Raw genomic sequence first — 15,633 nt, 5'->3', positions numbered from 1 at the left:
CGGGGCTCCTGCGGCCCGCCGACCGGCCCCGGGCCTGCGCCTCGGCCGCCGGGCGGGCTGCGCGTCCGCCGGGACGCATGCGACCGGAATCCGGACGGCGCCGACCGGTCGAACAGGACGGAAGGTTTCGGACGCTCCTCCCGGGGCAGCCGGGGGGCGGCTCTGAGTGGCACCCCCGCTCGGCCGCGACCAGGATGAAGGTCCACGGCGAGCCCGACCCGATCGGAGTGCGATGACCGACCACCAGCACCATGTCGTTCTGCTCACCTTCGAGGGCGGCGAGGACTGCCACCGCGCCTTCGAGGAGGCCGAGCACCTGCCGGGCATCCGGCAGAGCGCCGTACTGGAGCGATCCGCCGACGGCCTGCTGGAGGTGCGGGAGGGCTACACCCGGGGGGCGGGCGTGGCCACGGTGGGCTCCGGCGTGGTCGGCGGCCTGGTCGGGCTGCTGGGCGGCCCGCTCGGGATGCTGCTGGGCTTCGCCGCCGGGGCCGCCCTCGGCAACGCCGCCGAGGAGGGCCGGACGACGGCCGACGGGGCCGGGCTGATCGTGCTGTCGGCCCGGGTGCCGGACGGGGCGTCGCTGCTGGTCCTGGACATCAGGGAGTCCTCCCCGGAGCCGGCCGACCAACTGGCCGCGCGTTTCGGGGCGACGGTGGAGCGCCTCGTGGCCGACGAGTTCGCCGAACAGGTCCGCGCCGCGGAGCGCCGGGCCGAGGAGTCCTCCGAGGACGCCGGCTGACGCCGCTCCCGTCACCGGGAACCCGGTGGCGGGAGCGGAACCCGTGCGGCGTCAGGCGTTGTCCCGCCCGAGGTAGTGTCTGGCGACGTCGTTGCTGCGGTTGCGGTTGTTGAGCATGTCGTCCTGGAGCGCGTTGATCTCCGCGCTGTCCGGGCTCCGGCCGTGGTCCCGCGCCCAGATGCCGACCAGGTCGGACATCTCGCGGTTGGCACCCAGGTAGACGTCCGAGATCTTGGCGTTGGCCTCGCTGTTGTTGTGGTCCTTGACGTCGAGGCTGGCCGCGTACGTCCAGACGTCGACCATGCGCTGCGCGCTGTCCCCGACCCACGTGATCCCGGTGACCGGGGCACCGATGACGTGGTAGAGCGCCTTGGCCTTCCAGTCGGCCTGGGCGTTCTTGTCGTCGCGCTTGTCCATCTCGATGTCGGCCCGGATCGCGTCGTAGGCGCCGAGCCCGGCCGCGCCCTTGCCCAGCACGTCCTTCAGCTGGTCATGGGTGGCGTTGGGCCCGAGGGCCGAGAGCTCCTGGGCGACCTTCGCCGTCTCGGCCTGGTGCAGGGTGCCGTAGCCGTCCGGGTCCTCGGAGACCCCGCGCATGAGGCGCACCAGGCTGTCCTGGCCGACGGCCATCCGGACGGTGTCGCCGTCCTTCCAGACCGAGTCGTGCCCGGTGTGGCCGTTGTAGAGGTCGTTGCGGCCGGTGAGCAGCTCGTGGGTGTCACCGACGTAGTCGGCGAGTGCGTTGGCCAGCGGCCGGCGCAGCGGGCCCTTGAGGTCGTCGCCGCCGTGGTCCTCGTCCAGGGTGACGATGGTGTCGTGCATGATGCGGGCCTCGGCCTCGGTGTGCCTCCCGTCGTGGGGGGCGCCGGCCCGCTCGCCGGTGGAGGCGGCCTCCAGGGCGGCGGCCAGACCGCTCCGGGCGAGCGGGTCCGGCACCTTGACAGGGCCGTAGGCGGAGAGCCAGCCCTCGGGCCAGTCCCGGTCCTTCAGCAGGTAGTTCAGCCGCTTGTTGGAACCGTCCGCGCCCGGGTCCAGGTAGGACGTCGCCGCCTCGGGTTGGCGGCCCATCACCCCGAGCACCTCGTCCAGCGGGTCGGCGCCCAGCGAGGTGCCGTCGTGGGAGGCCTTGTAGCCCCACGGGTTCTTGTCGTGTTTCTCGACCTCGACGATGTCGTCGGCGAGGTTGGTGAGGAAGCCGGTCGAGTACTTGGCGTCTCCCTTGCTCATCAGGGTGCCGAGGATCTGGTAGCCGTAGACCGGGTCGGTGTTGGGGCCGAAGTTCTTCGTCCCGGCCTTCTTCATCCCCTCCCGCCACCTGCGGTAGAACTCGCTGTTGGTGTCCTGGGTGGCGGAGGCCAACGAGCGGGTCAGGTCGGTCTGCAGAGCGGCGTACGCGGCCTTCTTGGCGCCGTCCTTGCCGGGGTCGTTCAGGTGCTCGGCGAGTTTGAGGGTGCCGTCGGTGCCGAGCTTGTCGAGCAGCGTCTGCGAGAACTGCGGGCTGTCGGCGTTGGCCCGCATCAGGTTCTGCAGCTGCTGCAGCTCGTCCGCGTTGAGGCCGTCGATCCGGGTGGCGAGGGCCGCGGCCCGCTGGGCGTCGGCCGCGTCGCCGCCGCCGATGGCGTCCTTGTTGAAGGAGTTCTCGACACTGCCGGCCTTGGAGGCGCTGCGCAGGGCGCGTGACGCCCGCTGGTCGGCGTCGGTGGCGCGCTGCATCCCGGCCTGGATGGCGGCGCTCCACTTGGCGGCGGCCTCCTGGTACTCCCGCGACGCCCCGGGGTCGTGCTGGATCGCGTTCCGGGTCTGCGGGTCGAAGACGCCGATGTCGAACACCACGACGCCCGTACCGGTGACCTTGAGGTCCGCCTTCACGGCCCCGTCGGCGGCGTCCCGGACCTGCTTCTGCGCGGCCGCGAAGTCCGCGGCCGCGTCGTCGAGCAGGGAGGCCATGGCCCTCGCCTCGACCTGCGCGGCGACGATCTGGCTCTTGGTGCCCTGCAGTTCGATGGAGGCCAGGAAGGACACCGGCCCGTTCCACCCTGTGCCGGTCACCGCGAGCACGTCGCGGTCCATCGTCCCCTCCATGGCGCGGAAGCGCTCGGCCATGGCGCGCCACTGCACGGCGGCGGCGGAGAGGGTTTCGGGCTTTGCGTTGAGGACGTCCTCGTATCCGAGCACGGTGCTCACCTCGCCTTGAAGGGGTCGGCCAGGAAGCCGTCGGTGGACTGGTAGTTGAGCGAGGTCTGCTGCATGGCCGCACTGTTCTTGTGCAGCCGCGCGGTCAGTGCCTCCACCTGTTCGTGCCACTCGGTCAGGGAGGCGCGCAGCGCCGCCGCGGTGTCCCACCCCCGGTGCCCCTGGGCCGCGGTCTCGGTGGACTCGTTCGCAAGCACACCGATGTTCGCGCTGTCGAGCGCCATGCCGTTCAGTGCCGTCTGGGCGCTGTTGAGCGCCTGCGTGTTCACGCTGAACCCGCCGTTCGGTCCCGGTGCGGTCATGTCCGGAACTCCTCCCCCATCGGAAAACAACCGGTCGAATGTCACGCACGGGCCCCGCGTGACGGGCTCCACTCAACTGGCCACCACTACTGCCAGCAAGAGGCCTTGACGGGTTGTTACCAACTCATCGAAAGCGAACGACGCCCGGGCGACCCGGGGGGTGAGCGCAGCGAACCCCGGTCCGGTGGAGCCGGCCCGGGGTTCGTGCCGCATGTGCCGCCGCGGATCAGCCCGTCGGACGGGGCGAGGGCAGTGCGCCGGTCAGCAGCGGCCACTCCCGGTGGAACGACGGCAGCGGGAGCCTTCCCTCCACGAGCGGCGTCCCGAAGACCTTCAGGTGCGCCAACAGCGAGCCGTTCAGGTCGATTCCGCCGAAGAGACCCCAACTCCCCTGCACCTGCGGCGGGTTGCCTGAGGTGTCGACCGCGATCGAGCCGTCGACCTGGCCGCGCAGGTACGGCGCCAGCGTCGCCTCCACGCCGACCGTGTCGTACAGGCCGACGCTCACCTCGGCGCCCAGGCCGGCGCGTACCGCAGCCTTGCCCGAGAGCCGCAGTCGGACCGGGGAGACCGTGGTGTTGCCGGCGTCGGTGACCGGGCTCCAGCCGCGGTCGCCCGCGTAGTCGGCCCGGACGCTCCAGGCGCCGGTGACCTCCTGTTCGGCCTCCAGGTGGACCTTGCCGTCGGCGCTGATCTCCAGGTAGCAGGTCAGCCCGAGGTTGACCACGACCGGCAGGCCCGCGACCGTCAGGACGGGGCTCGCCTGGAGCTTGGCGAACGGCAGGCGCACCGGGGTGCCGGTGGCGCGGCCGAGGTCGCCGGTGACCTTCCACTGGGCGTGGGCCCCGAGGTCGAAGCCGATCGACGCGGTGCGCGGGCTGCCGACGCCGGCGCCGTGATAGGCGAAGTGGACGGCCGGGTGCAGCTGCAGGGATCCGGACGCGTCGGCGCTCGCGCCGTCGGGCAGCGGGATCGGCGCCTTGACGTCGACCTCCAGGGTGCCGGAGGCGTCGGCCCGGGTGGTGCCGTTCTCCCGGCCCACGGTGGCCTTGAGGTCCTTGACCAGCGGCGTCACCCTGATGGCCTGCGGGTCGACGGCGACCTGGCCGTCCGCCTCGGCGCCGCCCAGCAGCTCGGCCAGGGTCGCCGGCCGGGTCGAGATGCCGACGGTGTCGCCGGCGCCGGGGCGCACCTCGGTCACCGCGACCAGCGCGCCCTGGGGGGCGGCGGCCGTCGGCGGGCTGGCGATCAGCTGGCCGGGCTTGACGGCCGCGACCTGCCCGGCCGGCGGGGGCGCGGCCGGGACGCCGGAGGACGGCGCGGACGGCGACGCGGGTGTCGATGCGGGCACCGTCGTGGGCGGCGCGGCGGGCGGCGCGGTGGGCACCGTCGTGGGCGAGGAGGCCTGGGCCGGCGCCGGGGACACGGGGGCCCCGGACAGCACCGCCGTGCCCTTGACCGGGTCGTAGGCGGCCAGCTGCAGGGCGCTCGCCGCGGAGGAGACGGCGGCACCTTCCTTCCCCGGGGTCCCGATGGCGACCTGCTGGACGCCGGGCTGGGCCGCCGCCACCGGCAGGGTGCCCGCCGCGGGACGCTGGGACGCGGGCGGGGCGGTGGTCGGCGTCGAGGCGGCGCGCGGCGCGCCGGCACCCGACCGGGCCGTCGGGGCCCCCGCCGGGGAGGCGGCGGCCGGGACGGCCGGGGCGACCGCATCGACGGCGGCCGAAGCAGCCTGCGGCGCACCGGAGTCCGGCCCGCAGGCGGCGGCGCCGAGCAGCAGCAGGGAGACGAGGGCAGGGCGGACGGCCGTGCCTATGGAGCTCTTCAACAAGACTCTTCCGGAGCGGCGGACGAGGACACGACCGCTCGTGATCAGGGGACGCGAAGGCGGCGCGAGTGGCCGCGGGCGTCATGTTACTGATGAGGAATTAGTTTGTCGAAGACATGCAAACAGCCTCAGCGATGGCTTGTGTACATCAACTAGCAGTTCAGTAGCGAGAATTGATGAGACATCAGGTGAATCCGGGCAGCCGCCAAGCCCGGCCTTCGGCGGGAGTCGACGCCCCGTTCCCCCCTCGAACGGCAGGGCCGCACCCCCGCCGTTCGGCAGGGGTACGGCCCGGTAGCCGGTCCGGTCCGGTCACGCCACCACGAGCGTCCCCGTCATGTTCGGGTGGACGTCGCAGTGGTACGCGTACGGGCCGGGGCCGGACGGTGCGGTGATCGTCGTCGACTCCCCCGCCGAGAGCAGGCCGGTGTCGAACTCGCGGCCGGGCGTGGTGGCGGTCAGCGTGTGCCCGGTGTCGTCCTGGTTGGTGACGGTGATGGCCGTCCCGGGCGCCACCGTGAAGTTGTCGGGGTGGAAGGCGAAGTTCTTGATCGTCACCACCACCTTGCCCGAGGAGGGGGAGGCGGATCCCGACGCGGACGCCGAGGCGGAGGCCCCGGCCGAGGCCGCGGAAGAAGCGGCCGACGAGGCGGCCGAGGCCGCGGACGAGGCGAGGGACGAAGCGGCCGAGGCGATGGACGAGACGGCCGCGGCCCCGGAGGAGGCGGACGATCCGCCCCCGCCGCTGGAACAGCCGGTGGCGCCGAGCAGCAGCCCGGCCGCCGCGCCGACCGCGAGAGCGGTCCGCCATGAACGGGAAGAACGGAGGGTCATCGGGCGGCTCCAGTCTCTCTGCCTGCGGCAACTCGGTCTGCGGCAACCCGCCCACGCTAGGCCCTGCCGCAACGACAGGGCGCAGGCACGGCCGTGGCGGCCCGTCCGACCGGCCGCGGGCCACCCGAACGCCGGATCCGGGTGCAGCCGCTCCCGGCACCGGAACACCCCGGAACGCCTCCGGGCCCGGGAGCGGACTGCGCTCCCTGGCCCGGAGGGCACCACGATCGGACGACACAGCCATCGGACGGCACCGCGACCGGCCGGCGCCGACAGCCGCCGGCGTCAGGAGTGGGCGCCTCCCCGGGTCGAGACCGCGACGTAGTCGACCCGCATCGGGTGCCCCGGTTCGGTGGCCGGGCCCGGGACGCCGCCGAGCGCGGCGGGCAGGTTGCCGCCCACGGCCACGTTCAGGATCAGGAACAGCCCGTGGTGCACGGCCCGGTCCCAGGTCGCGGCGTCCATCTGGGCCGCCGTCACCCGGTGGTACTCGCGCCCGTCGAGGTACCAGCGCACCTGCTCGGCGCCGGCCGTCAGATCGACCTCCACCGCGTAGGAGTGGAAGCCCGTCCGGCAGTCCTGGCACGCCCGGTCTCCCGAGCCGAGGCCCTTGGGCTCCTGGCAGGGGCCGCCGTCCAGGGTGCCGCAGTGCATCGTGCCGAAGACGGAGTCGCGGCCGTTGACATTCTCCATCACGTCGAGCTCGCCGATCGCCGGCCACCCGGTGTAGCCGTCGCGCAGCCCGGACCCGAGGGTCCAGAAGGCCGGCCAGTAGCCCGCGGCCGCCGGCCCGGTGACGTCGGGCAGGGCGATCGAGGCCTCGATCCGCATCACCCCGCCCGGCGGGGGCGCGAGGTCCGACCGGCGGGACTCGATCCGGCCCGAGCTCCAGCGGCCGTTCTCCAGGGTGGGCACGATCTCCAGGGCGCCCTTGCCGTCGAGGCGGACGTTGGCGGTCGAGTCGGTCATCGTCTCGATCTCCCCGGTGCCCCACTGGGCGGCCGGGCAGCCCGGGTAGCAGGTGCCCAGGTCGTACTGCCAGTGCGCGGCGGAGGGCCGGCTGCCGCCGGGACCGTCGAAGTCGTCCCGCAGGACGGGCGTCCAGCCGTCCGGCCCCGCTGAAAGGCCCCCAGCAGCACCGGCAGCACCACCCGCGGCCGAGCCGGCCGGTGCGACGGCGGGCACCAGCCCGGCCTCGGTGAGCAGCCGTTCGAGCCTCGGGGTGAGGACGACGGCCGCGACGTTGGTCAGGTGCGCGTCGTCGCGGTAGAGCAGGATCCGCTCCAGGACCGCCGGGCAGGTGCGCCCCGCCCCCGGGCAGAGCACCGAGTTCACCTCGACGGACCGGACGCCGGGCACCCGGCCGGCCGCGATCGCCCCGGCGAGCGGGTCCGGCCACTGGGCGCCGTCCCGGGTGAACGCGCAGGCCGCCGGGTCGTCGGTGTGTCCGGAGACGCAGGCCGGGATGTCCGTCCCCGGGATCGGGGTGTCCTGGAGGTAGACGATCGGCACGCCCATCGCGCGCAGCGGTGCCAGGGTCCTCTCCCAGGCCTGGAGCAGGAGGTCCTGGTCGTCCGTGTAGCGGTTGAGCGAGGAGACCACGATCAGCTTGGGTTTCGGCCCCTGCTGGAGCCGGGCCAGGCTGTTCGCCCGCCAGCTGTCGCACTCCCGGTAGGTGCGGCCCAACTGCGGGTTGACCACGGTGAGTTCGGGCAGCGGGCAGCCCTGCTTGACCAGCTCCTCCAGGGCCCAGTGGCGCCCGGCCGCGATGGCCAGTAGCGGCGAGAACCACTGGCCTGCGTGCGAGTCGCCGAGCAGGACGATCCGGTCCAGGCTTCCGGTCTCGCCGAACAGGCAGGCCGGGCTGGTGGTGGCGCTCGGCGCCACCTCGCACTCGCCGTCGGGCGGGAAGTCCTTGCGGGCCTGGACGGCGTCCGGGACCACCGGGCCGCCCTTGAGCGGGGTGGCGGTGCGCGCCAGCAGGGAGGTGCCGTCGGGCGAGCCGGGCGGCAGTCCGAGCAGGTCGACGGGGGCGGCCGGGCCGAGCAGCCGCAAGGTCCCGGTGCCGACGACCAGCGCGAGCACCACCGGGATGATCACTGCGGCGACCCCCAGCGAAAGCCCCCGCCTGGGGAGTTCGGAGACCGTCCGGTTGCGGCGCAGCGGCTGCTCGATCCAGCGCAGCACCGCCGCGGCGGGCAGTGCGGCGGCCACGGTGAGCGCCGCCTTGGCCGGCCAGCCGAGGGCTCCGAGCCGGGCCTCGGCGAGGACGAGGATCGGCCAGTGCCAGAGGTAGAGGTTGTAGGAGAGCCGGCCGATCGCCCGCGGGGCGCGCAGGCCCAGCAGCCGGTCCGCGCCGAGGCCGGTGCCGGGCGCCCGGCCGGCGCCGCTGCGGTCGGGTGTGCCCGCCAGGATGACGGCGGCGGCGCCGAGTGTCGGGACGAGCGCCGCGTACCCGGGGTAGGGGGTGGTGGCGTCGTACCGGAGGATGCACCAGGCGATCGCCCCCAGCCCGGCCCAGCCGGTGAGCACCCGCAGTGCGCGCGGTCCGGGCAGTCGGTGCCAGGGCAGCAGGGCGAGCAGTGCCCCCACCCCGAACTGCCAGACCCGGGAGGGCGTGCCGAGGTAGGCGAGCGAGACGGAGCCTTGCGTCCAGTGCAGCGACAGGGCGAAGGAGCCGAGGGTCGCCGCCCCGGCGACGGCGGCCGCCACCGAGCGCACGGCCGCGCCGCGGCGGGCGGCGCGGGCCGCGAGGAAGACCAGCACCGCGAGCAGCGGCGCCCAGAAGAGGTAGAACTGCTCCTCGACGGCGAGCGACCAGAAGTGCAGCAGCGGGCTTGGATCCCGGCCGGCCGCGAGGTAGTCGGTCTGCTGGGCGACGAAGCGCCAGTTGGCCACGGAAAGGGCCGCGGCGAGGACGTCGTACTCCAGGTCGGCGCGGCGCAGCGGGACGGTGAGCCATGCGCCGGCCAGTGCGACCGCGCCGAGCACGACCGCGGCGGAGGGCAGCAGTCGCCGCGCCCGGCGGGAGAAGAACTCCCCGAGCCGGATCCGGCCGGTGGTGACCGCCTCGCGCACCAGGAGTCCGGTGATCAGGTAGCCGGAGATGACGAGGAAGACGTCCACGCCGACGAATCCGCCGGCCAGGCCGGGGAGGGAGGCGTGGAAGGCGAGGACCGCGAGGACCGCCACCGCGCGCAGGCCCTCGATGTCGGGGCGGAATCCGGCGGAGCGGGGCGTCGGCCCCGGGGTGCCGGACCTTCGGGAGCCGGGGCCGCCGGGTGGCGGGCCGGGAATGGTGTAGGACTCCGGACTGAGGTCCGTCGCCGTGGTCGAAGACATCGGTGTGATGACCTTTCACCCCAGCCAGGGCAGCATCGGGCTGACCCAGCCGGAGGCAAGCAGAGCGGTGAGCACGAGTGTGGCGGTGGCGGCCAGCGCTTCGGGCCAGCGCCTGGGCAGCATGCCGGGGCCGGTCGGGCGCAGGGCCGGAAGCCCGAGCCGGCGTCGGGCCGGTACGGCGGCGCGGTTCGGATCGGCGGTGCCGTCCGGGCGAGCGGTGCCGTCCGGGCCGGTGGCAGCGCCCGGGCCGGCCGCGAGGGCGGCGCGGTGCGCCCGGGCGGGCCGGAGCTCGCCGATCAGGTCGCGGACCAGCGGGAGGCCGACCTGGCACTGGACGGCGAGGTAGAGGCCGAGGCCCCAGGTGTGCCCCCAGCCGCTGCGGACGACGGCCAGGGCGAGCCCGGCGGCGGCCGCGCCGATGGAGAGGCAGAGCCAGCCGAGCGAGACCAGGACCACCCGGCGGGCCAGGCCGCCGGGCTTCGCCCGCCCTGCGCCGGTGGGCACCCAGGCCGCGCTGCGGCCGCGCAGGGTGTGCCAGAAGGCGGCTGCGGCGGCCACGCTCATCAGGACGTTCGAGCGGATCACCTCGATCCGCCAGCGGGTCCGGCTGATCCGGGGCAGCAGGACGTGCCACAGCCAGAGCGGTGCGAGCAGCGGCAGGACGTGCCAGGGCCGGATCTGCTCCGGGTACCAGAACATCATCACCAGCGGTGGCAGCGGGGCCACGAAGAGGTTCACCGAGGCGGCCAGGTAGCCGACGATGCCCTCGTAGAAGCAGAGCCGCATCCGCCAGGGCGCCCGGATCTGCTTGAGCACGGGCGAGCCGAGCAGGTGCAGGTTGCCCATCGCCCAGCGGTACTGCTGGTTGACGAAGGAGGCCAGGTTGTCGGGCGAGGTGCCCTTGGCGACCAGGACCGGGACGTAGAGCGTCCGGTACCCCTGGGCGTAGAGGCCGAGGCCGGTGAACAGGTCCTCGCTGTGGTCGAGCCGGGCGAAGCCGCCGGCCGCGTCGATGGCCGAGCGCCGGTAGACCGCGTTGCTCCCGCAGCAGATGGCCGCGTCGCTGGCGTCCCGGGAGGGCTGGATCCATCGGAAGAACCACTCCTGGGCGGAGCCGGCGGCGCGCTGGATCCAGTCCATCGACTCGTCGGTGTCGAAGCACTGCGGGCTCTGCACGATGCCGATCCGGGGATCGGCGAGGTACGGCACGAGGTGGCGCAGGAAGTCCCGGCGCGGCGCGAAGTCGGCGTCCAGGATGGCGATGTACTCCGCGCTGCTCAGGGTGAGCGCGTGGTTGAGGTTGCCGGCCTTCTTGAGGTGCCCGCGGTCGGGGCGGACGACGTACTCGTAGCCGTGCGCGGCCGCCAGTTCGGCGACCTCGGCGCGGTCGGCGTCGTCCAGGACCCAGACGGTCAGGGCATCCGGCCAGTCGAGCTCCCGGACCGCCCGGTAGGCGTTCTCCAGGACGTCGAGCGGTTCACCGCAGGTCGGCAGGTACAGGTCGACGGTCGGCAGCCTGCCGGGGTTCCAGGCGTTGACCAGGACCTCGTGCGACTGCCTGGTCAGCCGGCGCTGGCGCAGGCTGTTGACCGAGGACAGTGCCAGGGCGACGACGTTGAGGCCGAGGACGGCGAGGAAGCCCCACAGGGCCGGGGTCCGCAGCGAGAAGGTGAACATGGTGGCCGCGGTGAAGACGAAGGCGAGCGAGGTGCAGATCAGCACCCAGCGGCGCTGCGGCCCGAAATACCAATAGAGCTCCTGATCGGAAGGAGGTTGAGGAAGGTGTTGGACGGTCATGAGGCCCCCACAGCCGCGTTTCTGACAGCTCCGGCGGTCACAGTACCTCATTGGTATAGACCATTAACGCCGCTGCCCGAGCGGTGGAACACCTCCCGCCGGGGCTGCGCCCGACCGGTGGCCAGGTGACCGCCCCGCCCGGTCCGGGGTGTGAATCAGCAGGTCGCGCGGGGGTCAACAGCCGTCCAACTTCCGTACGGGGCACGTTCGCCGCCGGGCGCGGCCCGGCCCGTCGGGGCCGGGCCGCGCCGCGTTCGGAGCGGTCCGGGGGAGGTCAGGGGAAGGAGACCACCGTCGACGGGGTGGTGCCGGTACCCGAGGTCGCGGCCCCGGTGGAGTTCACGACGTGTTCATACTGGCCCTGGCCGCCGAGCGAGACGACCAGCAGGTCGTGGAACCGCACGCCCGGCCGGACGGGGGCCTCGAAGCCGTGGTCCATCCGGATCGTCGGGTCCACGTTGAAGTAGCAGTAGCTGCCCAGGCCCCACCCCTCGTGCACCGTCACCGAGTCGTCGACCTTGTAGGCGGCGAAGCCCTTGGTCGGGCCGTTCTGCACGGCGGCCTGGTTCGGGGCGTCGTAGGCCTTCTCGTTCTGGAAGAAGACCGTCCGGCCGCGCTCGCCGGACCACTCGACGTCGTACTTCTTGAAGTGCTCGACGAACAGGCCGGTGCCGAGCACGTCGTCCCCGCGCACCACCAGGCCGTAGTCGGCGGGGTTGGCGTCCCAGCCGACGCCGGCCCCGTGGTCGGCGCGCCAGATCCAGGTGTGGTCGATCAGCACGTCGTCGCTGTTGACCACGACGCCCGCGGTGGTGGAGCCGGGGCCGGCCCCGCCGACCCGGATGAAGACGTCCTGGAGGCTGGTCGGGTCGGCGGAGTGGTCGGCGCCGGAGCCGTCCGGGCCGACCTGCACCAGGGCGGCGGACCTGACCGGGCCGGCGTCCACCAGCAGTCCGGCCAGCTTGACGCCGTCCACGTCGGCCACCTTGATCGCCGTCACCCCGTTGTCGGGGACGACGGTCGCCAGGCCCAGGCCGAGCACCACGGTGTCGGGCCGGGTGACCTCGATCGGCCGGTCGACGTGGTAGACGCCGGGGGTGAAGAGCAGGTTGAGGCCCTGGGCGAGGGCCGCGTTGATCGTCGCCGCGGCGGCACCGGGCTTGACCAGGTAGAAGCGGTCGAGCGGCAGCGAGGAGCCCTGCGGGGTGCCGTCCCAGGAGACCCCGCGGGCGTTGGTCCGCTTGGCCGGGACGAACACCTTGTAGTCGTTGCCGTCCAGGTAGAGGAAGGGCTTCTCACGGGAGACCGGGGTGGTGTCCAGCGTGGTGTAGGGCGGGTCGGGGAAGGACTGCGCCGGGGCGCCCTGGACGCCGGAGAAGGTCTGGTTCCAGACGCCGTTGGAGAAGCCGCCGACGGCGCTGTCCCGGGTGTACCACTGCTGCTGGGAGTAGTTGCCGACGCTCCCGTCGATCCGGCTGTCGGCGATGTAGCCGCCGCTGGCCCAACCGTAGCCCGCGGGCGCGAGGTTGAGACCGCCCTTGACGTGCATCCGGCGGAACGGGGCGGCCTGGGCGACGGCCCAGCGGTCGGTGCCGCTGACCGGGTTCAGCGCCAGGTTCTCGGCGGAGCGCCAGAAGTTCTGCGTGGCGTTGCCGTTGAACCAGCCGGCGTCGACCGTCACGTCGCCGTTGAGGAGGGTGTCGTCGGGCTTCAGTCCGAGCCCGGCGACCGAGGTGTAGAAGCCGAGTTGGACGTTGAGGTTCTGGTAGCTCCCGGGCTTGAAGAGCAGTGCGTAGCGGGCGTCGCCGAACTGGTTGGACTCCTGCTTGGCGAAGACCTCGTCGACCTTGGCCTGGATGCCGGGGGTGGCGGGGTCGAAGACCAGGACGTTGGGCCCGAGGTCGCCGCCGCCCTGCACCGGCGGCACGCTCGGCCCGTCGGCGGTGTTCACCCGGAACTCCCAGAGCGAGTACCCCCAGGCGGTGCCGCGCGCGGTGCCGTTCATCCGGACGTAGCGGCCGCTGCCGCTGACGGCGAGCGTCTCGGTGCCGCCGGCGCCGGTCGCGGTAGCGGCCAGCGTCCGCCAGTTCGCGCCGTCGTCGGATACCTGGATCTGGTACGAACGCCCGTACGCGGCCTCCCAGTCGAGCACCACCCGGCAGAGCGGGCGGACGGCGCCGAGGTCGACCTGGAGCCACTGCTGGTCGCTCGCGGCGGAGGACCAGCGGGTCCCGGTGTCGCCGTCCACCGCGGCGGCGGCCGGCGTACCGGCGTTCTCGGTGGAGGAGGCGGTGGCCGGCCGGCCCTGGGCGGCGTTCGCGGTACCGCAGTCGGAGCCGGCCGGGGCGAAGGCGCCGAAGACCTGGAACTCCCAGAGCGAGTAGCCGTATCCGGCGCCCCGGGTGAGCCCGTTCATCCGGACGTAGCGGCCGCGGCCGCTGACGGCGAGCGTCTCGGTGCCGCCTGCGCCGTTCGCGGCGGTGTACAGCGTCCGCCAGTTCGCGCCGTCGTCGGAGGCCTGGATCTGGTACGAACGCCCGTACGCGGCCTCCCAGTTGAGCACGACCTTGGTGAGGTCGGCGGCGGCGCCGAGGTCGATCTGGAGCCACTGCCGGTCGCTCGCGGCGGAGGACCAGCGGGTCCCGGTGTCGCCGTCCACCGCGGCGGCGGCCGGGGTGCCGCCGTTCTCGGTGGACGAGGCGGCGACCGGCCGGCCCTGGGAGATCAGGGTGTCGGCGGCGTGGGCGACCGGCCCGGGCAGAGCCAGGGCGGTGCCGGAGAGCAGGGCCAGGCCGAGCAGTGCGGCCGGTGCCCTGCGGGGGCGTGCTGAAGCGAGCCTCATGGGCTTCTCCTGCGGTGGGGGATGGGTGGGAGCGGGGGCGCACCACGTGTCCGCACCCGGCACAGCGCAGGCGCCGGGTGGTGGGGGGGGACGACGAGCCACCGGTCCGCGCCGGCCGACGGTTGGGGAGTCGGCGCGGCGCGGGACCGCCGGGGTGGGGCGGTGCCGGAGTCGTGACGGGGCATCCGCCGGGCCCTGGCAGGGCCTGACCCGGCCCGACCCGGGGAGCGCCCCCGACCGGGAGTCTCGGGGCTGGCGATCCGCAGTGTCAACCCTTCGCGCAGACTTTCCTCACGCCGTGAACTAGGCCTGATGGAGGCAAGTTGGCGAGACCTGAGGGTCAGGACCGGCCGGTGGGCAGTGCCCGCGGCCGGTCGGCGGACCGGCGCGGGGGCTCCCCGCCGGACTCCAGGAACTCGGTCAGCGGGAGGGTCGCGGCACCCACCGTGACCGCCTCAGGCCCGAGTGTGCCGAGCACGATCGAGGTCTGCTCCCGCGGGAAGCGCAGCGCGTACGCGGTGGCCGCCGTCCGGATCGCCGGCAGCAGCCGGGGGCCCAGCAGCAGGCCGGCCCAGCCGCCGATCACGATCCGCTCGGGGTTGAACAGGTTGACCAGGTCGGCGATGGCCGCGCCGAGGTACTCCGCGGCCTCGGCGAGCAGGTCGGCGGCGGCGGCTTCGCCCGCCTCGGCGGCCGCCAGCAGGGCGGCGATCCCGGCCTTCTCACCGCCGCCGGACGGCGCCGCCGCCCAGCGCTCCAGCAGCGCCTCGGCCCCGACGTACGCCTCCAGGCAGCCGCGGGCCCCGCACCGGCAGCGGCGTCCGCCGACGTGCACCTTGGTGTGGCCCCACTCCCCCGCACTGCTGGTCGCGCCGCGGAACCGGGCGCCGTCGGCGACCACGCAGGCGCCGACCCCGGAGCCGAACAGGGCGATCACCGCGTGCCGCACCCCGCGCCCGGCCCCGAACCACATCTCGGCCTGGCCGAGCGTCTTGGCGCCGTTGTCCACGAACAGCGGCAGGTCGGTACCGGCCCGCAGCAGCCGGCCCAGCGGGACGGCGTCCCAGCCGACGGTCTGGCCGTGCACGACGATGCCGAGGCCGTCCGAGGCCGGATCCCCCTGCTCGACGATGCCCGGCACGCCGATGCCGACGCCGAGGACGCTCGCCGGGTCGGTGCCGGTGCGCTCCAGCACCTCGGCCAGCCCGGCGAGGATCAGCTCCACCACGTGGTCCACGTCGTGCCCGCAGTCCGACAGCGGCCGGTCGCTGGCGGCCAGCTCGGTGCGGGCCAGGTCGAACAGGGCCACCCGGACCTGCGTCTCCCCGACGTCCACCCCGACCAGATGGGCCCGCCCGGGGGCGACCTGCAGCATGATCCGGGGCCGGCCGCCGTCCGACTCCACCGAGCCGCACTCCTCGATCAGCCCGTCCGCGAGCAGCTCGCCCGTCACGTTGCTGACCGATCCGGCGCTCAGCCCCGTGAGCGTGCCGAGTTCCTGGCGGCTCAGCGGCCCGTCGAAGTACAGCCGCCGCAGCAGCGTCGACCGGCTTCCTCTGCGCAGGTCACGCACCGTCTTCTTGCCTTGCGCGGTCATGGGATCTCCCTCCTGACCCGAATCTACCGTTGCCCGAACCCTTGACGGAAGCTTTCCTCGGACGTTAAATCACGCCTTGAAGTAAGCCTCTGGTCAGGCTACTTCACCACAGAACCGACCCATCCACGCCCATTCCCACCCGAGAGGGTCACCGGC

The 15,633-nt window shown here is 73.6% G+C and carries 9 protein-coding genes; 1 reads left to right on the top strand and 8 read right to left on the bottom strand.

Annotated features, from left to right (window positions below; all coding sequences use genetic code 11):
• Positions 1–232: 232 nt before the first annotated feature.
• Complete coding sequence (locus ACGFZP_RS19490) at positions 233–742, top strand: histidine kinase (RefSeq protein WP_392934300.1); 510 nt, start codon at positions 233–235, stop codon at positions 740–742.
• 51 nt (positions 743–793) lie between these two features.
• Here ACGFZP_RS19490 and ACGFZP_RS19485 read toward each other — a convergent pair whose 3' ends face one another.
• The 8 genes from ACGFZP_RS19485 to ACGFZP_RS19450 form a co-directional block, all read right to left on the bottom strand.
• Positions 794–2,917, bottom strand: coding sequence for a hypothetical protein (locus ACGFZP_RS19485; protein ID WP_392934297.1), 2,124 nt, complete (start codon positions 2,915–2,917; stop codon positions 794–796).
• Between the two features lie 5 nt (positions 2,918–2,922).
• Positions 2,923–3,237: a hypothetical protein gene (locus ACGFZP_RS19480; RefSeq protein WP_392934295.1), complete on the bottom strand. Its 315-nt coding sequence runs from the start codon at positions 3,235–3,237 to the stop codon at positions 2,923–2,925.
• Between the two features lie 226 nt (positions 3,238–3,463).
• Positions 3,464–5,065 (bottom strand): hypothetical protein, encoded by a 1,602-nt coding sequence (locus ACGFZP_RS19475; RefSeq protein WP_392934294.1) that lies wholly within the window; start codon positions 5,063–5,065, stop codon positions 3,464–3,466.
• A 312-nt stretch (positions 5,066–5,377) separates the two neighbouring features.
• A complete protein-coding gene (locus tag ACGFZP_RS19470; RefSeq protein WP_392934292.1) occupies positions 5,378–5,899 on the bottom strand; it encodes a cupredoxin domain-containing protein in 522 nt (173 codons plus the stop codon).
• 285 nt (positions 5,900–6,184) lie between these two features.
• The gene (locus tag ACGFZP_RS19465; protein ID WP_392934291.1) at positions 6,185–9,241 is read right to left on the bottom strand and encodes an acyltransferase family protein; all 3,057 of its coding nucleotides are present in this window, start codon (positions 9,239–9,241) and stop codon (positions 6,185–6,187) included.
• Positions 9,242–9,256: 15 nt separating this feature from the next.
• On the bottom strand, positions 9,257–11,038 hold the full coding sequence (locus ACGFZP_RS19460; RefSeq protein ID WP_392934289.1) for a glycosyltransferase family 2 protein: 1,782 nt from the start codon (positions 11,036–11,038) through the stop codon (positions 9,257–9,259).
• A gap of 274 nt (positions 11,039–11,312) precedes the next feature.
• Positions 11,313–13,880, bottom strand: coding sequence for a discoidin domain-containing protein (locus ACGFZP_RS19455; protein WP_392934286.1), 2,568 nt, complete (start codon positions 13,878–13,880; stop codon positions 11,313–11,315).
• Between the two features lie 340 nt (positions 13,881–14,220).
• Positions 14,221–15,477, bottom strand: a complete 1,257-nt coding sequence (locus ACGFZP_RS19450; protein WP_392934284.1) for an ROK family protein — start codon at positions 15,475–15,477, stop codon at positions 14,221–14,223.
• Positions 15,478–15,633: the final 156 nt, after the last annotated feature.

It is taken from the genome of Kitasatospora sp. NPDC048239 (assembly GCF_043202015.1).
Classification (GTDB): domain Bacteria; phylum Actinomycetota; class Actinomycetes; order Streptomycetales; family Streptomycetaceae; genus Kitasatospora.
The sequence above is the reverse complement of the archived record's forward strand: the minus strand, read 5'-3'. Positions and strand labels throughout refer to the sequence as shown.